This is a genomic window from Brevibacillus dissolubilis, from assembly GCF_006170445.1.
Taxonomy (GTDB): Bacteria; Bacillota; Bacilli; order Brevibacillales; family Brevibacillaceae; genus Brevibacillus_B; species Brevibacillus_B dissolubilis.
The window spans coordinates 703,706-726,264 of record NZ_VCNA01000002.1 but is presented as its reverse complement, the minus strand read 5'-3'; the positions used below and the strand labels follow the sequence as shown (position 1 = coordinate 726,264).

General features: G+C 49.6%; 21 protein-coding genes. 19 read left to right on the top strand and 2 right to left on the bottom strand.

Annotation, left to right across the window (positions count from 1 at the left end):
• Nucleotides 1-2: 2 nt before the first annotated feature.
• The 17 genes from yfmH (at nucleotide 3) to FGI41_RS05340 (ending at nucleotide 19,004) form a co-directional block, all read left to right on the top strand.
• On the top strand, nucleotides 3-1,298 hold the full coding sequence (gene yfmH, locus FGI41_RS05420) for an EF-P 5-aminopentanol modification-associated protein YfmH (RefSeq protein WP_139488913.1): 1,296 nt from the start codon (nucleotides 3-5) through the stop codon (nucleotides 1,296-1,298).
• A gap of 14 nt (nucleotides 1,299-1,312) precedes the next feature.
• Nucleotides 1,313-2,053: an elongation factor P 5-aminopentanone reductase gene (ymfI, locus tag FGI41_RS05415; protein WP_139488912.1), complete on the top strand. Its 741-nt coding sequence runs from the start codon at nucleotides 1,313-1,315 to the stop codon at nucleotides 2,051-2,053.
• Between the two features lie 95 nt (nucleotides 2,054-2,148).
• Entirely contained in the window at nucleotides 2,149-2,403 is a 255-nt protein-coding gene (locus tag FGI41_RS05410; RefSeq protein ID WP_139488911.1) for a DUF3243 domain-containing protein, read from the top strand.
• Nucleotides 2,404-2,534: 131 nt separating this feature from the next.
• The gene (locus FGI41_RS05405) at nucleotides 2,535-3,323 is read left to right on the top strand and encodes a DUF3388 domain-containing protein (protein WP_139488910.1); all 789 of its coding nucleotides are present in this window, start codon (nucleotides 2,535-2,537) and stop codon (nucleotides 3,321-3,323) included.
• A 12-nt stretch (nucleotides 3,324-3,335) separates the two neighbouring features.
• Complete coding sequence (locus FGI41_RS05400) at nucleotides 3,336-4,280, top strand: helix-turn-helix domain-containing protein (protein WP_139488909.1); 945 nt, start codon at nucleotides 3,336-3,338, stop codon at nucleotides 4,278-4,280.
• A gap of 138 nt (nucleotides 4,281-4,418) precedes the next feature.
• Nucleotides 4,419-5,765: a 30S ribosomal protein S12 methylthiotransferase RimO gene (gene rimO, locus FGI41_RS05395; RefSeq protein ID WP_139488908.1), complete on the top strand. Its 1,347-nt coding sequence runs from the start codon at nucleotides 4,419-4,421 to the stop codon at nucleotides 5,763-5,765.
• Entirely contained in the window at nucleotides 5,766-6,341 is a 576-nt protein-coding gene (gene pgsA / locus FGI41_RS05390; protein WP_139488907.1) for a CDP-diacylglycerol--glycerol-3-phosphate 3-phosphatidyltransferase, read from the top strand.
• A gap of 21 nt (nucleotides 6,342-6,362) precedes the next feature.
• Nucleotides 6,363-7,604, top strand: a complete 1,242-nt coding sequence (locus tag FGI41_RS05385; protein ID WP_139488906.1) for a competence/damage-inducible protein A — start codon at nucleotides 6,363-6,365, stop codon at nucleotides 7,602-7,604.
• A 5-nt stretch (nucleotides 7,605-7,609) separates the two neighbouring features.
• Nucleotides 7,610-9,193: a DEAD/DEAH box helicase gene (locus tag FGI41_RS05380; RefSeq protein ID WP_139488905.1), complete on the top strand. Its 1,584-nt coding sequence runs from the start codon at nucleotides 7,610-7,612 to the stop codon at nucleotides 9,191-9,193.
• A 160-nt stretch (nucleotides 9,194-9,353) separates the two neighbouring features.
• Complete coding sequence (recA, locus tag FGI41_RS05375) at nucleotides 9,354-10,412, top strand: recombinase RecA (RefSeq protein WP_139488904.1); 1,059 nt, start codon at nucleotides 9,354-9,356, stop codon at nucleotides 10,410-10,412.
• Between the two features lie 125 nt (nucleotides 10,413-10,537).
• The gene (locus FGI41_RS05370) at nucleotides 10,538-11,173 is read left to right on the top strand and encodes a RecX family transcriptional regulator (protein ID WP_139488903.1); all 636 of its coding nucleotides are present in this window, start codon (nucleotides 10,538-10,540) and stop codon (nucleotides 11,171-11,173) included.
• A 1,076-nt stretch (nucleotides 11,174-12,249) separates the two neighbouring features.
• Nucleotides 12,250-13,788, top strand: coding sequence for a ribonuclease Y (gene rny / locus FGI41_RS05365; RefSeq protein WP_139488902.1), 1,539 nt, complete (start codon nucleotides 12,250-12,252; stop codon nucleotides 13,786-13,788).
• 111 nt (nucleotides 13,789-13,899) lie between these two features.
• Complete coding sequence (locus tag FGI41_RS05360; RefSeq protein ID WP_139488901.1) at nucleotides 13,900-14,694, top strand: TIGR00282 family metallophosphoesterase; 795 nt, start codon at nucleotides 13,900-13,902, stop codon at nucleotides 14,692-14,694.
• 119 nt (nucleotides 14,695-14,813) lie between these two features.
• A complete protein-coding gene (gene spoVS, locus FGI41_RS05355; RefSeq protein ID WP_003385776.1) occupies nucleotides 14,814-15,074 on the top strand; it encodes a stage V sporulation protein SpoVS in 261 nt (86 codons plus the stop codon).
• A 129-nt stretch (nucleotides 15,075-15,203) separates the two neighbouring features.
• Nucleotides 15,204-16,142, top strand: coding sequence for a dipeptidase (locus FGI41_RS05350; RefSeq protein ID WP_139488900.1), 939 nt, complete (start codon nucleotides 15,204-15,206; stop codon nucleotides 16,140-16,142).
• Between the two features lie 245 nt (nucleotides 16,143-16,387).
• Nucleotides 16,388-18,166 (top strand): 2-oxoacid:acceptor oxidoreductase subunit alpha, encoded by a 1,779-nt coding sequence (locus FGI41_RS05345; RefSeq protein ID WP_139488899.1) that lies wholly within the window; start codon nucleotides 16,388-16,390, stop codon nucleotides 18,164-18,166.
• Nucleotides 18,138-19,004, top strand: a complete 867-nt coding sequence (locus FGI41_RS05340; RefSeq protein WP_139488898.1) for a 2-oxoacid:ferredoxin oxidoreductase subunit beta — start codon at nucleotides 18,138-18,140, stop codon at nucleotides 19,002-19,004. The genes FGI41_RS05345 and FGI41_RS05340 overlap by 29 nt, the downstream gene beginning before the upstream one ends.
• 84 nt (nucleotides 19,005-19,088) lie before the next feature.
• Here the strand turns inward: FGI41_RS05340 and FGI41_RS05335 are convergent, their stop codons facing one another.
• Entirely contained in the window at nucleotides 19,089-20,153 is a 1,065-nt protein-coding gene (locus tag FGI41_RS05335) for a YkvI family membrane protein (RefSeq protein WP_139488897.1), read from the bottom strand.
• 53 nt (nucleotides 20,154-20,206) lie between these two features.
• Here FGI41_RS05335 and FGI41_RS05330 point away from each other — a divergent pair, with 53 nt between their 5' ends.
• The gene (locus FGI41_RS05330) at nucleotides 20,207-20,956 is read left to right on the top strand and encodes an MBL fold metallo-hydrolase (protein WP_139488896.1); all 750 of its coding nucleotides are present in this window, start codon (nucleotides 20,207-20,209) and stop codon (nucleotides 20,954-20,956) included.
• 39 nt (nucleotides 20,957-20,995) lie between these two features.
• Nucleotides 20,996-21,550 carry a tRNA 5-(aminomethyl)-2-thiouridylate-methyltransferase MnmM gene (mnmM, locus tag FGI41_RS05325; protein WP_139489063.1) on the top strand — a complete coding sequence of 185 codons (555 nt, stop codon included), beginning with the start codon at nucleotides 20,996-20,998 and terminating at the stop codon, nucleotides 21,548-21,550.
• 327 nt (nucleotides 21,551-21,877) lie between these two features.
• Here mnmM and cbpB read toward each other — a convergent pair whose 3' ends face one another.
• Nucleotides 21,878-22,318: a cyclic-di-AMP-binding protein CbpB gene (gene cbpB / locus FGI41_RS05320; RefSeq protein ID WP_139488895.1), complete on the bottom strand. Its 441-nt coding sequence runs from the start codon at nucleotides 22,316-22,318 to the stop codon at nucleotides 21,878-21,880.
• Nucleotides 22,319-22,559 lie beyond the last annotated feature (241 nt).

Below are 22,559 nucleotides of genomic sequence, written 5' to 3'. Positions count from 1 at the left end.
ACATGCAAGCAACCGCGTTCGAACAACTCAACGAAACCCTGTACCACGAAAAACTCGAAAACGGCCTGAATATCTATCTCCTGCCCAAAGCAGGCTTTAGCAAAACGTATGCCGTGTTTACCACACGCTATGGCTCCATCGACAGCCATTTTAAGGTTGCCGGAGGCCAAGAGGTCCACGTACCAGACGGCATCGCACACTTTTTGGAGCACAAGATGTTTGAAAAGGAAGACCGGGATGTGTTCCAGCAGTTTTCTCAAAACGGTGCTTCCTATAATGCCTTTACCAGCTTCAACCGTACCGCGTATCTGTTCTCTTCCACGGACAAAGTAGAAGCGAACCTTGATATTCTGCTCAACTTCGTCCAAGAGCCTTGGTTCTCCGACAAGAGCGTAGAGAAGGAGAAGGGCATCATCGGGCAAGAGATCGAGATGTACAATGACAACCCAGACTGGAAAGTGTACATGAATCTGATCAAAGCCCTGTTCCAAGAGCATCCGGTACGCATCGAGATTGCCGGTACGATCGAATCCATCTCCAAGATTACCAAGGAAAACCTGTACCAGTGCTATGAGACCTTTTACCACCCGGCGAATATGATGCTGTTCGTGGTAGGTCCATTTGAGCCGGAGAAGATGCTCCAGGTGATCCGCGACAACCAGGGGAAGAAGACGTTCAAGCCAGCTGAAAACATTGAGCGCATCTTCCCGCAGGAGCCCGTTCCGGTAAAAGAAAAGCGCATCGAAGAAAAGCTTTCTGTCGGGATTCCAAAATGCTACATCGGCTTCAAGGAAACCAAGCTGGGTCAGACAGGAACCGATCTGCTCAAGCGGGAGCTGTCTACCAAGATCGCTATGGACGTCCTGTTCAGCAGCAGCTCAGAGACGTACCAGAAGCTCTACGAAGCAGGGATCATCACCGAGTCATTCGATTATGACTACAGCAGTGAAAAGGATTATGCTTACTCCATCGTGGGCGGTGATACACCAGATCCGGACAAATACATCGAGAGCATCCAACAGGCAATCCAAGACACGATCAACAAGGGTGTGCAAAAAGAGGATTTCGAGCGGAGCAAACGCAAAAAGATCGGTCAGTTCCTGCGTTCGCTCAACTCGATTGAATTCATCGCCAACCAGTTCACCAACTACAAATTCAACGATATTGACCTGTTCCAGATTGTTCCAACACTGGAGAGCATCAAGCAGCAAGACGTGGACCAGCGTCTGCGCGAGCATTTTAACTTTGACCAGATGGCCGTATCCATCGTCCGTTCCGCAGCGGCCAACAAGGAGTAGGAGAGTAAGACTGTATGATCGCACCGTCACACACGCCATGGGCTTTGATTACCGGAGCATCCGGAGAAATCGGGCAGGCAATCGGCTTTGCACTTGCCCAAAGAGGAATTCCGCTTTACCTGCACTACAACTCGGCCGGGGATAAGCTGGAGCCGCTTCTCGCGTATTGTCGCGAAAGCGGCCTTCCTGCGTTTGCGCTGCAGGCAGATCTGTCTGATGTCCAAGCCATCTATCAGCTGTTCGAGGCGATGCCTGTCAAGCCGCTTCTGGTGGTGAACAATGCCTCCGTGGATCATTTCGGCCTGATTACCGATGTATCCCCGCAGTTGTTTGATCATCTGGTCAATGTCAACGTCCGTTCCGCCTTTTTCATAAGCCAAGCCGCCAGTCAAGCGATGATCCGCGAAGGCTTTGGCCGAATCGTCAACATCTCCTCAATCTGGGGGCAGACGGGTAGCTCCTGTGAAGTGTTGTATTCACTGACCAAAGGCGCCATCCTGTCCTTCACCAAGGCACTTGCCAAGGAGCTTGGGCCAAGCCATATTACCGTCAACGCCGTCGCTCCAGGTGCAGTGGCAGGAGGGATGATGAACAAATTTTCCCCAGAGGATATCCAATCGATCAGCGAGGAAATACCGCTCGGGCGTCTGGGCAAGCCAGAGGAGGTCGCTTCTGCCGTCGCTTACTTGCTCTCTCCAGAGGCTGGCTACATCACGGGTCAGGTGATCAGTCTGAACGGTGGCTGGTACACCTGATTTTCACGTTTGCATGCATAAAGTTGTGGATTTGAAGGCACTCTAACCCTATACGGACACCTAGTCCGGTTGCTATCACAAGGAGGGAATTGGAGATGTCAGTACTTGACAACTTTGGTGATTGGAAAACATTCTTGCACGACCGTGTGCAACAAGCAGAGCAAGCAGGTATGGACACCGACATTATCAAAAACGTTGCATACCAAATCGGTGGATATCTTGCTGAGCAAGTTGACCCACAAAACGAGCAAGAGCGTCTTCTCCTTCAACTTTGGAAAAACGGAAATGAAGAAGAGCAACACGCTCTCGCCAACATGATGGTGAAGCTCGTAAAAGATGACAGCAAGTAGAATGGATCAGCAAAACAGCACCTTTTTTCGGGTGCTGTTTTTGTTTTGGCATTTTTTCATTTTTAGTCCTTTGTCGAATCGCGTCTGAGTGGTATACTGATGAAAAAGAATCGGGATAGGGGATCAACCGTATGCAGACTGAAGAAAAAGTTTGTCACGAATGGTACATGGAATACAAAATCCATAAGAACCGACCAGGTCTTTTGGGTGATGTTGCCTCCATGTTGGGTATGCTAAACATTAATATCATCACGATCAATGGCGTCCATGACAGCACGCGAGGAATGCTCTTGAGCACAGATGATAATGATAAGATTGAAGTACTCCGAAATATGCTGTTAAAAGTAAACAACATCACCATCAATAAATTCCGTCCGCCAACGCTCCTCGACCGGCTCGCGGTACGACATGGGCGGTATATTGAGCGCGACAGCGAAGATAAAAAGACGTTCCGTTTTATCCGCGATGAATTGGGGATTCTCGTCGACTTCATGGCGGAGATCTTCAAGAAGGAAGGGAACCAGCTGATCGGGATTCGGGGGATGCCTCGCGTAGGGAAGACGGAGTCGATGATCGCCGCAAGCGTCTCCGCCAACAAGCGTTGGACGTTCCTCTCATCCACCCTTCTGCGCCAGACAGTTCGTAACTCGCTCGCTGTTGATGAGATGTCCTCCGATCATGTATATTTAATTGATGGGATCGTCTCTACTATGCGCTCAACCGAACGCCATCACAGCTTGTTACGCGAGATGATGAACTTCCCCGCGACCAAGGTAATTGAGCATCCGGACATATTTGTGCGCGAATCTGAATATGAACTATCAGACTTCCATTATATTATTGAGCTTCGCCATCATCCGGAAGAAGAGATTACGTACGAACTGATCAATCGCGGACTAACTGATTTTGACGTGACGTAAGGAGGGTAAACAGTGTCAGAGCTCGGCCAAGTGCTTCAGAGAGCCCGAGAAGAAAAAGGAATCTCGCTCGATGACATCCAGAAAACCACAAAGATTCAAAGACGCTACTTAGAAGCGATTGAAAGAGGGCATTTTCATGTGCTCCCAGGTCACTTCTATGCGCGGGCATTTATCAAAAGCTATGCAGAAGCAGTCGGATTAGATCCGAATCATATACTCGAACATTTCCAAGGTGATTTGCCGGCCCAGCCCCCGCAGGAACAGCTGGAAAGACTTCGCCGCCGCCGTGTCGCACAGGCCCGCACACCATTGCAGGCTGGACGTTGGGTGACTCAGACACTTTTGGTTCTGTTCGTTTTCCTCGTAATCGGTGTGATCTACATGGCGGTCGTCAACAACCAAGACGCCCAGCCGGCACAGCCAATCCCTGGCAACCAAGTGCTGGATAACACCAATGTGATTCAACCCAACCAACAACCAGCGGCTGTGAAAACTCCTCCAGCCAAGGCCAATACCCCTGTGACTCCGGTTACACCAGTCACCCCGGTTACGCCAGTCACACCTGGCACCACGACCCCTGACATCGGGGCCGAAGCACCTGATCTTGCTGCAGAGCAAGCGGCAGGCCAGATCAAATTCGTTGAGCAACAAGGCTCCACTTACCTCTACACCCTTGATGCTGGAAGCAAGATGACGATCAAGGTCAAAGCGACCAGCGGCAATTGCTGGGTACAGGTACGCGAAGCCAAGGGCGGCAAAAAAATCGGTGAAATCACGCTGAAAAAAGGCGATGAGAAGGTCTTTGAAGCAGGTACCACCGCGTATATCCGTCTCGGAGCACCGCGCGTTGTGGAATTTACCGTGAATAATGCGAATATCCCACTTGCAGATATCAAGTCGATGCCAGCCAATCTTGACATCAAAATCGGCGCATCAACTCCGACGCAAGTGCAATAAACCGACTGATCCACTCAGTCGGTTTTTCTTATGGCTGGCAAAACTCACAAGCCACTTCTTTTTTGACACACTATAGACCATATATTATACTGAGTAGGTGTAATCTGGGCTGTTGAAAGCGATATTGGAGGAAAAGAAATGACCGAGAAAGTAACATCGCGTGAAAAGGTCGCGATTGTAACCCTGGGTTGCGAAAAAAACCTTGTAGACTCGGATATGATGGCTCACCTGATCGATGAAAAAGGCTATGAGCTGGTCGATAATCCTGAAGAAGCAACCGTTGTTATCGTTAACACTTGTGGCTTTATTGATGCAGCCAAAGAAGAATCCGTTAATAAAATTTTGGACATGGCTGAGTTGAAAGAGACCGGCAAGCTGAAATCTCTCATTGTGTCTGGCTGTCTGACACAGCGTTATAAAGATGATATTCTCAACGAAATTCCGGAGGTAGACGGTGTTGTAGGTACCGGTGACTTCATGAGCATCACCAAGGTGATCGAAGACACCCTGATCGGGACCCGTACCGCCATGATCGGCAATCCGGTGTTTAACTATGAACAAGTCATCAAGCGCAAAGTGAAAGAAGGCACATACTCCGCCTACATCAAGATCGCAGAAGGATGCGACAACGCCTGTACCTTCTGCTCCATTCCAATCATGCGCGGTGGATTCCGCAGCCGTACGATTGAATCCATCGTCGAAGAGGCCAAGCACCTTGCCTCACAGGGAATTGTCGAGATCAGCCTGATCGCACAGGATTCCACCAACTATGGTACCGATCTCTATGATGGCAAGATGATGCTGCCAACCCTGTTGCATGAATTAGAAAAAGTGGAAGGTATCGAGTGGATTCGTCTCCACTACGCGTACCCAGGCTTCTTCTCTGATGAACTGATCGAAGAGTTTGCGACCAATAAAAAGGTCTGCAAATACATCGATATGCCGCTGCAGCACTCATCCGATGCGATTCTCAAGCGCATGCGCCGTCCTGGCCGCCAACGCGACATCCGTGAGCTGGTAGGCAAAATCCGTGCACAAGTACCGGATGTAGCCCTGCGTACCTCTCTCATCGTCGGCTTCCCAGGTGAGACGGAAGAAGAGTTCGAGGCACTTTGCGAATTTATCAAAGATATCCGATTTGACCGCCTGGGCGTGTTCACGTATTCCAATGAAGACGATACCCCGGCCTCCCGTCTGCCAGACCAGATTGATGATGACGTAAAAGAAAAACGCGCCAACATCCTGATGGAAATCCAGCGTGAGATCGCCGCTGAGCGCAATGGTCGTTTTGTCGGACAAGTGCTTCCAGTTCTGATCGAGCGCTACGAAGGCCGCAATGACATTTACGTAGCCCGTACCCAATACGATGCCCCAGAGATTGACGGGGAAGTATTCGTGACTGGCTATAAAGGTGAACTGGGTAAAGTAGTCAATGTGAAGATCACACACTCCTATGAATACGATCTCGCCGGGGAGGTAGTGTAGGTGAATTTAGCCAACCGCATCACGCTGGCTAGGATTTTCCTAGTTCCTGTCGTTATGTTTTTCATGCTTGTTCGTTACCAATTTGGTTCGTTCAATATTGGCGGTATAACGATGACTTATAACGAGCTGATTGCGGCTTTGGTATTCATCTTGGCAGCCAGCACAGATGGTCTGGATGGGTACATTGCCCGTAAACGCAAAATCGTAACCAATCTGGGCAAATTCCTCGACCCGCTCGCAGACAAACTCCTCATCTCCGCCGCGCTCATCTCCCTTGTGGAGATGCAGCGGCTGGAGGCGTGGATTGCCATTATCATCATCAGTCGCGAGTTTGCCGTGACAGGTCTTCGGCTTGTTGCCGCGGCAGAGGGAAAAGTCATCGCAGCCAGTGCGATGGGAAAAGTCAAAACCTGGGTTCAGATCGTCGCAACCGTCGCTTTGATGATTCGCAACGTACCATTCGAGCACGTAGGGATTCCTTTCTCCACCATCGCTATGTGGGCCATGGTTATCATCACCCTTTACTCAGGCTATGACTATTTTGCGAAAAACCGTAATGTCATTGAATATTCTTGATGAAGATGGGATGAAATAGGGATGAGAGCGGAAATCGTAGCTGTAGGGACCGAATTATTGCTGGGCCAAATCGCCAACACCAATGCGCAGTTTTTATCTCAAAAGCTCGCAGAATTGGGCATTCATGTTTATTTTCATACCACGGTGGGAGATAACTGGAAACGTCTTTTGCAAGTGATCCAGGAGGCATCGGAACGAGCCGACCTGCTGATTTTTACAGGCGGATTGGGTCCCACGCAAGACGATATCACCAAGGATGTTGTGGCCGAACATCTCAAGCGTGCATTGGTAACCGATCAACCGGCGATGGACCGCATCAGTCAGTTTTTCGTCCAGCGCGGCATTGTGATGACGGAGAACAACCGCAAGCAGGCACTTGTAATCGAAGGCTCAACGGTTTTTGCCAATGACTATGGCATGGCACCGGGGATGGGGATTACCGTTGACGGTACGACCTATGTATTGTTGCCGGGGCCGCCAAGTGAACTTTATCCGATGGTCAATCAGTATGTGATGCCGCATCTGGCTTCCCTGATGCCGGAGAGTCAGATCTTTCATTCCCGTGTCTTGCGGTTCTTCGGGATTGGCGAATCCGCTTTGGAGGAAAGACTCATCGATCTGATTGAGGCCCAGAGCAACCCGACCATCGCTCCATATGCCAAAGAGTTTGAAGTAACCTTACGCATCACTGCCCGTGCAGCAACGGTTGAAGAAGCAGAACGTCTGCTCGCACCGGTAGAAGCCGAGATCCGTAATCGGCTGGGTACATATATTTACGCCACAGGCGAAACCTCTCTGCACGAATGTCTGTTCGAACAGCTGAAGGAGCGGGGGGAGACGATCGCTTTTGCTGAAAGCTGCACAGGCGGCTCACTCTCTGCCTTGCTGACCTCCATCCCTGGCGCTTCGTCGGTTTATCGTGGCGGTACGGTCGTGTATACGAATGAAGCCAAGCGCGATTTGCTTGGTGTACCGCAAGAGGTGCTTGACACCGATGGAGCTGTCAGCGAACAGACAGCGAAACTTTTGGCTGAGAATGTCCGTCAGAAGCTGGGGGCCACCTACGGTATTTCCGTAACAGGTGTGGCTGGACCCGATCCGTCTGAAGGGAAACCTGTCGGCTTGGTTTACATAGGTCTGGCAGCAGAAGGCCAGCCCACCACCGTTCACCAAATTCAATTGGCCGGTCAACGCAAAGCGATCATCGGCCGCACATCCAAATTCGCTGTATTCTACATGTTGCAACGTCTAAAAGAAAGGTGACAAGAATGACCGTATTTACTGATTTTCCACTGCATAAGAGCGTCCTTGATGCCATTCAAGATATGGGCTTTGAAGAGCCATCACCGATTCAGGCTGCCTGCATTCCTAAGATTTTGGAAGGGGGAGACCTGATCGGGCAGGCTCAGACCGGTACAGGTAAAACAGCCGCGTTTGGGATTCCGCTGATCGAGCGTCTCACTCCAGCCAACAAAATTCAAGCGATTGTCCTCACGCCGACCCGTGAGCTGGCAATCCAAGTAGCGGGCGAGCTGCGCCGCATCTCCAAATACAAGCGCATCCGTACGCTGCCGATCTATGGTGGTCAATCCATCTCCCACCAAATCCGTGCCCTCAAACAAGGCGTACAAGTGGTGATTGGGACCCCAGGTCGTGTACTGGACCACCTGCGCCGCAAAACCCTGCGCTTAGAGAACGTCAACATGCTGGTGCTCGACGAAGCAGACGAGATGCTGGACATGGGCTTTATCGAAGATATTGAGACAATTATCAGCCATCTCAATGCCGAGCGTCAGACCCTCCTGTTCTCTGCGACCATGCCGCCAGAGATCAAGCGCCTCGCACAGCGTTATATGAACAACCCTAGTACGGTAGCAGTCAGCCGCGAAGAAGTAACCGCACCGCTGATCGAACAGGTGTACTACAAAGTATTTGACCGCAACAAGCTGGACTCTCTCTGCCGGATCTTGGACAGTGAGGATGTGGAACTTGGGATCATCTTCTGCCGCACCAAGCGTGGCGTAGATGAGCTGACAGAGGTTCTGCAAGCCCGTGGTTATCTTGCAGACGGTCTGCATGGTGACTTGTCCCAGGCACAGCGCGACAAGGTTATGAAAGCGTTCCGTGAAGGCAGCATCGAGTTCCTGATCGCAACCGACGTAGCCGCGCGCGGGATTGACGTGAGCAACGTCTCCCACGTAATCAACTACGATATCCCGCAAGATCCGGAAAGCTACGTGCACCGCATTGGCCGTACCGGTCGTGCTGGACGCAAAGGGATTGCGATGACACTCGTCACCCCGCGTGAAATGCGTCAAATGGTTGTCATCCAAAAGCAAACCAAAGCAGCGATGCTCTCCCGCAATGTGCCGACCCTTGAAGAAGTGGCAGAGCGCAAGCAGGAGCAGCTGCGCGAACAGCTCATCTCCCTGCTCGACAACGACGCGATGGCAGAGATGTATCTGAAGGTAGCGGCGGATCTCACTGCGACGTATCCTGCTGAAAAAGTGGCTGCTGCCGCACTCCACCTCGCTTTCCACAGCGAATCAGGTGAAGATGGTGAAGCCGAGTCTTATAACTTCGGTGAAACAGGCGCTGCCAAAGGCATGGTGCGTTTCTTCCTCAACGTAGGCCGCAACGCCAACATCAAGCCGCAGGACCTCGTCCGTGAAATCTCCGAAAGCGTCGGAATCCCAGGCAAAGCCGTGGGCCGCATCGACATTTTTGAGAGCTTCACATTCGTGGAGGTACCAGAAGAGGTTGCCCCATTCGTCTACGAATCTCTGCGCCAGACCCGGATCAACGGCAAGCGCATCAACCTCGAACCAGCGAAGCCGCGCGGACGCAAATAATTGGCAAAACACAGACCATCCACGCCCCATAAGGGTTTGGATGGTCTTTTTGTCCTAAGCGAATGTTTGTTCGTAAAAAAAGGTTGGCAATCGTCTTTATCTTCTTGTATAGTGAATATAGAAAACACAATGAATCGTTATGTGAAAGGGAGTGTCGGTTTTGACCGATCGTCGCGCTGCACTTGAGAGTGCATTACGTCAAATCGAAAAACAATTTGGTAAAGGCTCCATTATGAAGCTTGGGGATATGGCAGCCATGCAGGTATCCACAGTTTCCACCGGTGCTCTCGCTCTGGATATTGCACTTGGAGTTGGCGGTTTCCCACGCGGCCGTATCATTGAGGTATATGGTCCAGAATCCTCCGGTAAAACCACAGTAGCGCTCCATGCAATCGCAGAAGTACAAAAACAAGGCGGACAAGCCGCATTCATCGACGCTGAGCACGCACTTGACCCAGTCTATGCTGCCAAGCTTGGCGTTAATATTGAAGAACTTCTTCTTTCCCAGCCAGACACAGGGGAGCAAGCGCTCGAAATCGCAGAAGCGCTCGTTCGTTCCGGTGCGGTCGACATCATCGTAGTTGACTCCGTTGCTGCTCTCGTACCGAAAGCCGAGATCGAGGGTGAGATGGGTGACTCCCACGTGGGTCTCCAAGCCCGCCTCATGTCCCAAGCTCTCCGTAAGCTTTCCGGTGCTATCAATAAGTCCAAAACCATCGCGATCTTCATCAACCAATTGCGTGAAAAAGTGGGTGTCATGTTCGGTAACCCAGAAACCACTCCAGGTGGTCGCGCCCTCAAGTTCTACGCGTCTGTACGTCTCGATGTCCGTAAAGCCGAGTCTATCAAAGCCGGCAATGACGTAGTGGGCAGCAAGACCAAAATCAAAGTGGTGAAGAACAAAGTAGCTCCACCGTTCAAAGTAGCAGAAGTCGATATCATGTACGGTGAGGGGATCTCCAAAGAAGCAAGCATCCTCGACATCGGTGCAGAACTCGATGTGGTATCCAAATCCGGTGCTTGGTATGCGTTCAACGATGAGCGCCTTGGCCAAGGCCGTGAGAATGCGAAGCTCTTCCTGAAAGAAAACCCACACATCCGTCAGCAAGTCGAAGACAAAATCCGTGAATACTACAGCCTCAACCCAAGTGCTGTACCTGCTACCGAAGCTGTGGTCGATCCAGAGGAAGATCTGGAGCCAGAATTCGAGCTCGAATAAGATTCATCTATAAGTAGTGCTTACCCCTATATAAGCGGAAACAGCCTGTCGCCCATCGACAGGCTTTCTGCTTGCTTTTATCTATTCTTTCATAGACAACCAATACATACGGGAGGGAATCCTCAGTGCAGACCGGAACGATCACTTCCGTACACAAAGACCCGAAACATAAAAACCGCTACCTGATTTATATAGAGGATGAGCTTGCTTTTGATGTCCATGAAGACATCTTCATCAAATATCAACTGTACAAAGGAACAGAGCTCGATCCCAACCTGTTTGCTGAGATCATTCTCGCGGAAGAACAGAACAAAGCCTACATGCAGGCAATCAACTACCTCAGCTACCGCCCACGTACTGCCTTTCAAACCGAGAAGCACCTGATCGAAAAAGGATACACGCCTGAGCTTGCCAGAAGCATCCGTGAGCGCTGTGAGGAGCAAGGCTATATCAATGATGCCACCTTCGCACAAAAGTGGGTAGAGGAGCGTCTGAGGCTACGACCACGCGGGTCTTTTGCCTTGAAGCAGGAGCTCATGCAAAAGGGCATCAGCAAAAAGCATATTGATCAAGCGATCGGCAACATCGAATACGAGGAAGAGCTGAATGCAGCCCGCCAGCTGCTGGAGGGGAAACTGAGAAGAAAAACCTTGCCGCTTGATGCAAAAGAGGAACAGAAGCTGCTGGCGATGCTTCAGCGGAAGGGGTTTAACCTGTCGATTATCCAAAAGCTACGTAGTGAGTTACGAAGGGGGGAATAACTGTGTGGGTGAGAGAGAAGCAGGGTTCCGATGCGAACCTGATTGAAAACCCGCAGGGTGAGTGACTGTCCGCTGCGAAAGAAACAATGGCTTGTCCGGGCCAAAATGTTCGGGGAAGCGGATTCAAGCGATGGGGTTGACCCTGAGCGGAATCGAGGAAGATGGGGCGCCATCGTTTTTTTCGCAGCTGGGAGGGTTTTCAAAAAGGTTCGCATCGGAACCCTGCTTCTCTGCCAACAGTTGTTCTAGGGAGAGAGAATGATGTTAGCTAATTCGAGGAAGGTTTTAAAAAAATATAAAATGAGTTCAAATGAACCGAGAACTATAAGGAGCACGGATGGAAACGCTTCCTTTGTTTGGAAATGATATATTCTATTAATAAACAATCCTGTACCAGTTCGGCTCAAATAGTATTTCACTCATATTAAACTCTTCTCGATTTTGTCCTTCTAAAGTTTTTTCGATCTTTTTTTATCCCTTTCAATCTTTTAGCTGGGATGAACCACAGTAGCTGGCGGGGATGAGAGGGTGCGGTCCGAGTGACAGCCTCTTTTGACAATCTACCCAGCGGAGAAAGGAGCATGGGGGAATGCTTTTAGGGGCAATAGTCTCACTTCCCTGTATTACCCAGATGTTTTGCCCCGTTCCCCCATGTTCCTTTCGGAGCGGGCAGTCTAATCATCTTCGAAAGATTGTCAAACAAGGCGAACACTCGGACCGCAGCCTCTCATCCCACCACCCACCTACAGTTCATCCCAACTAAAACCCAACCCTATCTTCTTGACAACCCTTGCAAACAAATAATAAAATAGGTTTGTATTACGTGGTGTTTCATATATTTTCGCTAATTCGTAATCAACAACTGGACGACCGTGTTCAGCATTTACACGGATTCAGCCTGACCGAGTAGCATCGGTCTTGTTTTTTAGGCTTCCCTACGACATGGAAGACCTTGTTTACCTGCTGAATGCAGCCTAGACATACCACATCTAGAATTCAGAGAGTACACTAACAGGGAAAACAAATGCTTGGAAAGCGGGGAGATGTCTCAAAAAGGGGAGGTGTAAGAAAAGGTTATGGATCTATTGACGATTCTCTTGCTCATTGTGGCACTTGGTATTGGTTTTGGTGTAGGTTACTTCTTACGTAAATCAATTGCGGAAGCCAAGATTTCCAGCGCGGAGGAAGCAGCGAAGCAGATCGTAGAAGAAGCAAAGCGTGATGCGGAAGCTGTGAAAAAGGAGAAAGTGCTTGAGGCGAAAGACGAGGTGTACAAGCTTCGCTCTGATGCTGAGCACGAATTGAAGGAACGACGTAACGAGATTCAACGTCAGGAACGACGTGTCCTTCAAAAAGAAGAATCTCTCGACCGCAAAATGGAACAATTGGAACGCAGAGATAACGATCTGAATGACCGGGAACGCGCTATCGCTGATGTAGAGGCCAAAGTTGAGCAATTATATAAACAGCAAGTGGCTGAGCTTGAACGAATTTCTGGTATGACTGAGGAAGAAGCGAAGAATATCATCCTCTCTAACGTAGAGAATGAAGTTCGTCACGATATGGCAATCATGATTAAAGAAATTGAGACCCAAGCGAAAGAAGATGCCGATAAGAAAGCGCGTGAGATCATCACGACAGCGATCCAACGCTGTGCAGCTGACCACGTTGCTGAGACGACTGTATCTGTAGTCACACTGCCAAACGATGAGATGAAAGGTCGCATCATTGGTCGTGAAGGACGTAACATTCGTGCTCTTGAAACGCTGACAGGTATTGACTTGATCATTGACGATACGCCAGAAGCAGTTATTCTCTCAGGTTTTGACCCGATTCGCCGTGAAATCGCGAAGACAGCGCTTGATAAGCTTGTTGCAGATGGTCGTATCCATCCAGCTCGTATTGAAGAGATGGTGGAGAAAGCACGTCGTGAAGTGGATGAGCGTATTCGTGAATACGGGGAACAAGCTACGTTTGAGACAGATGTACATGGTTTGCATCCAGACCTGATCAAGATTTTGGGTCGTCTGCGTTACCGTACAAGCTATGGTCAAAACGTATTGAAGCACTCGATGGAAGTGGCGCATCTCGCAGGCCTCATGGCAGCCGAGATGAAAGAAGACGTCAAACTCGCAAAACGCGCAGGTCTTCTCCACGATATCGGGAAAGCGATCGACCACGAAGTCGAAGGTTCCCACGTCGAAATCGGCGTAGAATTAGCGAAAAAATACGGTGAGCACCCAGTAGTGATCAACAGTATTGCATCCCACCACGGGGATACTGAACCAACTTCTGTGATCGCGATGCTCGTAGGTGCAGCTGATGCATTGTCTGCTGCTCGTCCAGGCGCACGCCGCGAAACGCTTGAGACATACATCAAGCGTCTTGAAAAGCTGGAGGAAATCTCTGAGTCCTTTGAAGGAGTCGAGAAGTCCTACGCGATTCAAGCAGGTCGTGAAGTACGCGTCATGGTACAGCCAGAGAAGATTGACGATGTGGAAGCCGTACGATTGGCTCGTGAAATTACCAAACGGATCGAAAATGAACTCGACTATCCGGGTCATATCCGCGTGACTGTTATCCGCGAGACTCGTGCCGTTGAGTATGCAAAATAAAGTGGCGAACCTGCCACTTTATTTTTTTTCCTCCATTTTTGGAGACATACTTATAACTATGCTATGCTTACGTAAGAAAGACTTGATATCAAACATTGAGGTGACCAATAGATGCGTTTGTTGTTTTTAGGAGATATCGTAGGTTCGCAGGGACGTGACATGGTAAAAGAATACTTGAAACGTCTCAAAAGCAAATACCAGCCGACCTGGATCGTAGCGAACGGAGAGAACTCTGCGAATGGTCGTGGGATTACTGAAAAAATTACCAAAGAACTATTTGAAGCAGGAGTTCAAGCCCTTACGATGGGAAATCATACGTGGGATAATAGAGATATCTTCGATTTTATTGACCGTGAGACCCGTTTGATCCGTCCGGCCAACTTTCCTGTGGGGACACCGGGCAACGGCATTACATACGTGAAGACATCGGAAGGCGAATTAGCTGTGATCAACCTGCAGGGTCGTACCTTCTTACCGCCGTTGGATTGTCCGTTCACGGTAGCGGACGAGCTGGTGGAGGAAGCACGGAAGCGCACGAAGTTCATTTTTGTAGATTTCCATGCTGAGGCCACCTCCGAGAAGCAGGCGATGGGATGGTATCTCGATGGTCGCATCAGCGGTATGGTTGGGACACATACCCACGTTCAGACCGGGGATGAGCGTATTTTGCCGGGTGGCACAGGTTATCTCACAGATGCCGGGATGTGCGGTCCAAGCGACGGGATCCTGGGGATGGAGAGAGGCGCTGTGATCAAGAAATTCCTGACACAACTTCCAGTCCGGTTCGAAGTGGCAGAAGGCCCGACCCAACTGAATGCCGTCTTGTTTACTTTTGATAAAACTTCTGGCAAAACTGTCAAGATTCAACGTATTAGAATTGACGCACACTCTCCTTTTATGGAATAATGGAAACAGATCGGAATTTTTTGAATTTTAAACGTAAAATGCAGGAATTTTTCGGGGTTATGCGAATATCATTCTAGAGATAGCAGATATTCTATCTATCAGACGGGAGGTACAAAAGGATGGAAGTATTAAAAGTTTCAGCAAAGTCTAACCCCAACTCTGTCGCTGGTGCCCTGGCTGGAGTCCTTCGTGAACGAGGAGCAGCTGAAATTCAAGCAATTGGTGCGGGGGCGCTTAACCAAGCAGTGAAGGCAGTAGCGATCGCACGAGGGTTTGTAGCGCCGAGTGGTGTTGATCTCATCTGCATTCCTGCCTTTACCGATATCGTAATTGACGGAGAAGAGCGCACAGCGATCAAGTTGATTGTAGAACCCAGATGATAGATGTAAACCACGGAATTCCTACCTGTTTGTTCCACGAAGAATAAACAGGTTTTTTCATGTCCATTTTTACGGATACGATTCAATAGGGGACCTATGAGGTCAATAGAGTAGGATGGAGGTACATAGATGAACATTTTTGATGCGCATTGTGATGCCCTCTCTAAGCTGTGGGAGCATAAGGAGTTGTCGTTTTATCAGGAGGATGAGCGGCTGCAGGTAAGCTTTCCGGAGATGGAACAGGCAAAAATCGGGATACAGGTATTTGCCTCCTATGTACCGACACGGATTCGGTACGGTCAGAAGTTTCAAGCCGCACTTGAGATGATTGATATTTTCCATGACAAGGTGATAAGCCCTGATCTTATGCCGATCTATACGCGAAATGATTTGGATGAATGCGTATTAAAGGGAAAGAAAGGGGCTATTCTGTTTGTAGAAGGAGCGCACCCTCTAGAAGAATCTTTGACCAACTTACGGACGTTGTACCGCCTTGGCGTACGTGGGATGGGGCTTACATGGAACTTTCGCAATGAAGTGGCCGACGGGTGTGAAGAGCCGAACCCAAGCGGCTTATCTTTGTTTGGGCGCAAGGTGATCAAGGAGATGAACCAGCTGGGCATGATGATTGATGTCTCCCATGTAGCCGAGCCAGGCTTCTGGGATACACTGGAGCTGTCCAAAACACCTGTAATCGCCTCCCACTCCAATGTCCGTGCTCTGCATGACCATCCCCGTAACCTGCGGGATGAGCAGATCAAGGCGCTGATCCAGAGCGGTGGTGTGATCGGTCTGTCTTTCGTGGATTTCTTCTATACAAGGGAGCGCCGCGATGTCACGGTAGACGATGTGCTGCGTCATCTGGACTATGTATGTTCGCTGGGCGGTGTTGACCATGTGGCATTTGGCTCGGACTTTGATGGGATTGAGACAACCTTCCAAGACCTGACCAGCGCCAAGAAATACACGATTTTGGTGGATGAACTGCACAAAAGGTACACATTAGCGGAAGTTGATAAATTTTTATCGAAAAACTGGTTGCGTGTTTTTAGAACCGTGCTACAATAGTCTTAAAGCAATTAATGTACTTGGTTCATTCATCGAACCAATCCATTAGTAATTTTGGTTAAAAAACACTTGCAATTTTGAAAGGCTAGGACTACAATTGTCTCAGCTTGTACACATTTTGTTCACATATCATCCGTGCACATTGCACGTTCTGTGTCGATAACCGTATCGGAATCGTTAGTGGATTGGTGGATGGATGACAGGTGGAGACACTTTCTCACAGTCACTGAAGGGGTGGAATTGTAATGATTAGTCAACTTTCTTGGAAAGTTGGAGGACAGCAAGGTGAAGGGATCGAGTCTACTGGTGAGATCTTTTCTATTGCGATGAACCGAATGGGGTATTTCCTGTATGGATACCGCCACTTCTCCTCCCGTATTAAAGGGGGACATACCAACAACAAAATTCGCGTAAGCACTAAGCCTCTGCGTGCAATCTCTGACGTACTGGATATTCTGGTAGCGTTTGACCAAGAGACAATCGATCTCAACGCACACGAGCTTCGTGATGGCGGTGTCATCATCGCTGATGCGAAATTCAATCCAACCTTGCCAGAAGGTCTGCAACCTGTACGCCTTCTCGCAGTACCTTTGACTGAGATCGCGGAAGAACTCGGCACCTCCCTCATGAAAAACATGGTGTCTATCGGTGCAACTTCTGCAATCCTCGGTATTCCGGTGGAAGGCTTCCGCAACATCGTGGAAGACATGTTCCTCCGCAAAGGTGAAAAAGTGGTTGAGAAAAATATGGAAGCGATTACCCGTGGTTTTGCATTCGTTAACGAACAAACCGGCGGACAACTTCCTGAATTCCAACTCGAAAAAGCAGATGGTACCAAACGTCTGTTCATGATTGGTAACGATGCAATCGCTCTTGGTGCAGTAGCAGCAGGCTGCCGCTTCATGCCAGCTTACCCAATCACACCAGCTTCCGAGATCATGGAATACCTGATCAAAAAACTGCCTAAATTCGGCGGTACTGTAATCCAAACCGAAGACGAGATCGCAGCAATCACCATGGCGATCGGCGGTAACTACGGTGGCGTGCGCACGATGACTGCATCTGCAGGTCCTGGTCTTGCGCTCATGATGGAAGCAATCGGTCTTGCGGGTATGACTGAAACTCCAGTTGTAATCGTTGACACCCAACGTGGCGGTCCATCCACTGGTCTTCCTACCAAACAAGAACAATCCGATATCAACGCTCTGATCTACGGTACCCACGGTGAAATCCCTAAAGTGGTAATGGCACCAACCACTGTTGAAGAGTGCTTCTACGACACCATCGAAGCGTTCAACATCGCGGAAGAATACCAAGTTCCAGTTATCATCGCAACTGACCTGGCTCTCTCCCTCGGTAAAGCAACTGTTGAGCCTTTCGACTACAGCAAAATCCAAATCCGTCGTGGTAAACTCCTCGCAGGTCAAGAACTGCCTGAGATGGAACAAAACGACCAATTCAAACGCTACGAAGTTACCGAAGATGGCGTATCTCCACGTACCATCCCAGGTCAAAAATATGGTCTGCACCACGTAACTGGTGTTGAGCATGACCAAACAGGCCGTCCTTCTGAGAGCCCAACCAACCGTATTGCTCAAATGGACAAACGTCTCCGCAAGCTCGACGTACTGGCGAAAAACTTCCCGAACCCAGTGCTTGTTGACGGTCCAGCAGAAGAGTCCGACGTACTGCTCGTAACCATCAACTCCCTTGGTGGTACTACCGAAGAGGCGAAAGGTTTGCTCGAACAAGACGGCGTAAAAGTAAGCCGTGCACAAGTTCGTCTGCTCCACCCATTCCCAGTGGAACAAATCCTGCCTTACGTTGAAAAAGCACGTAAAGTAGTTGTGGTAGAAAACAATGCGACCGGTCAAATCACCAACCTTCTCAAACTGAACGTTGGTCACGCAGATAAGATCGAATCCGTACTCAAATATGATGGTAACCCATTCCTTCCTAACGAAGTTTATACCGAAGTCAAGGGGCTGATTAAACATGGCGACGTTCAAAGAATTTCGCAATAATATTAAACCGAACTGGTGTCCAGGTTGCGGCGACTTCTCCGTTCAAGCAGCGATTCAACGCGCAGCAGCAAACGTAGGTCTTGAGCCAGAAAATCTCGCTGTTATCTCTGGTATCGGTTGTTCCGGCCGTATCTCCGGCTATATCAACTGCTACGGTCTCCATGGTATCCACGGCCGTGCGCTTCCAATCGCACAAGGCGTGAAAATGGCTAACCGCGAACTGACTGTAATCGCGTCCGGTGGTGACGGTGACGGTTTTGCGATCGGTATGGGTCACACTGTTCACTCCATCCGTCGTAACATGAACATCACTTACATCGTTATGGACAACCAAATCTACGGTCTTACCAAAGGTCAAACTTCCCCACGTTCCGCTGCTGGTTTCGTGACGAAGTCTACTCCATCTGGTTCTATCGAGCAATCCCTCTCTCCAGTAGAGGTAGCTCTCTCCGCTGGCGCGACCTTTGTTGCTCAATCTTCTTCCAACGACCTCAAAGGTCTCACTGATCTGATCGAAAAAGGGATCAAACACGAAGGTTTCTCCCTGATCAACGTATTCAGCCCATGTGTAACCTTTAACAAAGTAAACACCTACGACTGGTTCAAAGAGCACATCGTATCTGTTGATTCTATCGAGGGCTATGACCCACACGACCGTATCAAAGCGATGTCCTACTCCATGCAAAACAATGGTCTCTTGACTGGTCTGATCTATCAAGATACCACTAGAAAGTCTTACGAGGCACTCGTACAAGGCTTCAAAGAAGAAGGTCTCGCAAAAGCTGACCTCACTATCTCTGAAGAAGACTTCCAAAAACTCGTGGCAGAATTCGCGTAAGCGACAAAGCCCCGATATGCAGAAAGAAAAACCTCTCCTTAGCGAGAGGTTTTCTTTTATCCTTTTTCATTAGGGAAGAGGATTCTATGATCCGATACGTCGGCTGGATGGATCACTGATCTGCCTGTACAAAAGCATGAAGAGGAAAAAGACGACGATCTGTCCAAAAAGCGGGTACAATAAAGAGAGTAAGGACGAAAAACCGACGAAGCTGATCGCATAGCTGATCAACAGGATGGACGAGATAATCAGGGTGGACGGTACCGGCACGTATTTTTTTACTTGTTCGGCCAGACCAAAGACGTTGGCTACCAAGGAAGAGAAGACTTCACCAAAGACGAGCATGGCGAACAGGATGGTGATTCCTTTTCCAAGACCGGAGAGCATATGGATCATCGGGGCATCCACGAGCTGGATCTGTGGCATATTGCTGTTCAGTGACAGGTAAGAGAGCAGCAGCAGCAGGCTGATCCCGAGTCCGCCGAGGATGCCGCCGAGTACTAATGGTTTTTCACTTCTGCTCTCGCGTCCAATGGGGATCAGGACGGCTTGCGTCAGGGAAATATTGAGAGCGACATAGTACAGTGGGGAACTGATCCAGGCACCTTGCTTGATCGGCTCGACCATCATCATGCTGGTGGATGCAACGGCTCCCCATGGCTTGGTGTAGAAGAAGACCAAAAACGTAAAGCCAATCAGAATCGGGACAAAAATACTGTTGACCGAGTGAATGGCATCCAACCCCCGCGCGGTCACGATGTAAATACATATCATGCTCACCCAGATTCCGATCTGTGCCGGCAGGTGGAAAGTCTCGTGTGTGAGGGAACCGGTAAAGGCGAGCATCACCGAGGTGGTTCCAAGCAAGACCAGCAGCAGTACGATGTTGAAGAGAGAGCCGATGGTTTTGCCAAACAGGTAGACGCTCATTTCCTGGTAGGATGTGGCTTGAATCCGGTGGGCGACAAGCATGACTTGTACACCGGCCCAGACAAAAAGAAAAGCGGATAGAATCACTCCGATTAAGCCTTGTGTGCCGTACTGGACGAAGAACTCCAAGATCTCGCGCCCTGAGGCAAATCCAGCGCCTACGACTGTACCGATATACGTAAAGGCGATTTGCAGACTATGCTTCCACGACTTTTGCATCTTTGACCTCCTGTCCCAACTTACTTCCATCCTATGAAACGGAGAGTGGTTTCATGCGCTTGACTGTACTTGGATTTCAGTCGCCCTATCCAGGCCCTGGGGGTGCGACAGCCGGATATTTATTACAGACGGATTTGGTGAATATTCTGATCGACTGCGGGAGCGGTGTGATCAGCCAGCTGACAAAGCTGGTGCCGGCCTTTGAGTTGGATGCGCTCTTGCTGTCACATTATCATCATGATCATGTGGCTGACTTGGGTGTGCTGCAGTATGGTCTGATGGCCCATCAAAGCATGGGCGACCGTGCCAAAGATGCACCGCTTGCGGTATACGCACCGGCAGAGACGCAGAATCAGGCTGTCGGGATCACTTATAAATCCGCGACAATGCATCATGTGATTGATGAAAACGATGAGATCGTGATCGGAGATGTGGTGGTACGCTTTTTTTGCACGGATCATCCGGTAGAGTGCTATGGCATGAGAATCGAGCATAATGGTAAGACAATTATCTACGGAGCAGACACTGGGCCGAATGTCAAATGGCCGTCGTATGCGAAGGGGGCTGACCTGTTCATCTGCGAGGGGACCTATCTGGAATCAAACAAACCGGCCGATCTGTCCGTGATGGGCCATATGACGGTCGGGCTGGCTGCGGAGGCTGCTGAGCAGCTGGAGGCAAAAGAATTCTGGATTACGCACCTCTGGCCCGCCTATACAGAAGAGCGTGTGCTTGCGGAAGCGAAGGCATACCGGTCGGGAACCTGCCGTGTGGCGCAGATTGGGTTAAGCAAGGAATTTTAGATAGAGCAGTATCATAGAAGAGGAGAGAACACCATGAGTTTGATGCCAAATGTATTAGAAGTGGTTCGCCGCTATATCCGGGAAAGTGCCAAGCCTGGCGAGACGTTGATCGACGCTACGATGGGGAACGGGAATGATACCTTGTTTTTGGCCCAGCTGACCGGGGAGACGGGGCGTGTCATCGCCTATGATGTGCAGGCTCAGGCGGTTGAGAAAACACGTCAGCGTCTGGAAGAGGAAGGCATGCTCGATCGGGTAGAGCTGCGCTTGGAAAGCCATGTGGAGATGGGGCAGCTGGCGGGTCCTGTGGCGGCGGTGATGTTTAACCTGGGGTATTTGCCGGGTGGGGATGAAGCGTTATCGACACAGGCAGAGACCACGGTTCAGGCGATTGAGGCCGGGCTTACCTTGCTTCGACCAGGTGGGATGATGACGATTGTGATTTATGTCGGTCATCAGGCAGGTGTAGTGGAAAAAGAAGCGGTGGAAGCTTATTGTGAGCAGCTTGATTTGGGACAGTATTTTGTGTTGAAGTATCAGTATTTGAACCAGAAGAATCAAGCTCCGTTTGTGTTGGTGATCGAAAAAAGGTAATACGCGTGGGAGATGTGGCGACTGACCATCCGTGATGCCTTGTAGAATCCTTCGGAGAAGTGAGACTGTTTTGCCCTGGGTGAATTCAGGGAAGTAAGAACGCCATGTCTTGTTCCTTCGCTGGGAAGGGATTCTAAGAGGCTCACGGCTGGTCAGCCGCCACATCTCTTCCGGCGAAGGTGGGAAGGAATGGGGAAAAGAAAAAAGAGGAAAGAAAAAGAAGCCTGTTTCCTGACGTCATGTCTTGGGAAACAGGCTTCTTTTGCGGTAGGATTCCGTTTTGTATGGTTACGTAATGAAGCTGATGATACGTGTCTGTTGTCCTTCCTACGTCTCTGTGCGCAAATACTGATACACCGCTGCGAGGATGGCGCGGCGGGTGAGGATGCCGACGAAGACGCCGTCGTTGTCTTCGATGCAGACGTACGGATGGTTAATGGACAGTTCGAGGGCACGGAAGAGGTCGTCGGTTTCTTTGAGGCGGGGGATTTGCGGGTCCATGGTGTCTTCGACTTTGTATTGGTCGAGCTTTTCGTATTCGATTCGTTCGATGCCGAGGATTTTTTCGAGGATCATGGTTTTGCTGATTTGTCCGTGTATTTTATACGAGAGGTCCAGAACAGGCACAGCCGAATAGCGTGATTTGATGAGGACGAGCAGGGCATGCTCAAGTGAATTTCCCAATTGCACATGGGCGACCTTGTGTGCAGGTACGATGAGATCCTTTATTTTTTCTTCGAGGAATTGGTGTTTTTGGGGATTCAGCAAGGGGGTCTCCTTCTTTACGTTTTGGCGTAAGATGGCACAATTGCCATGCAGTTGTCACTTCCTTTTCATCGTACTATATTTCATAAAGGAAGGAAATATTATCTTGGCAAAAGAAAAAGGCCTGACCAATTGAGCCAGGCAAGAGAAAATCGAGGTGTGGAACAAATGTCCCTGTCCTTAGTATGCAATGTTTTTGGACGCATTACATTAGGAGGTTACAGGAAGTAAAGTTAGAAAATTG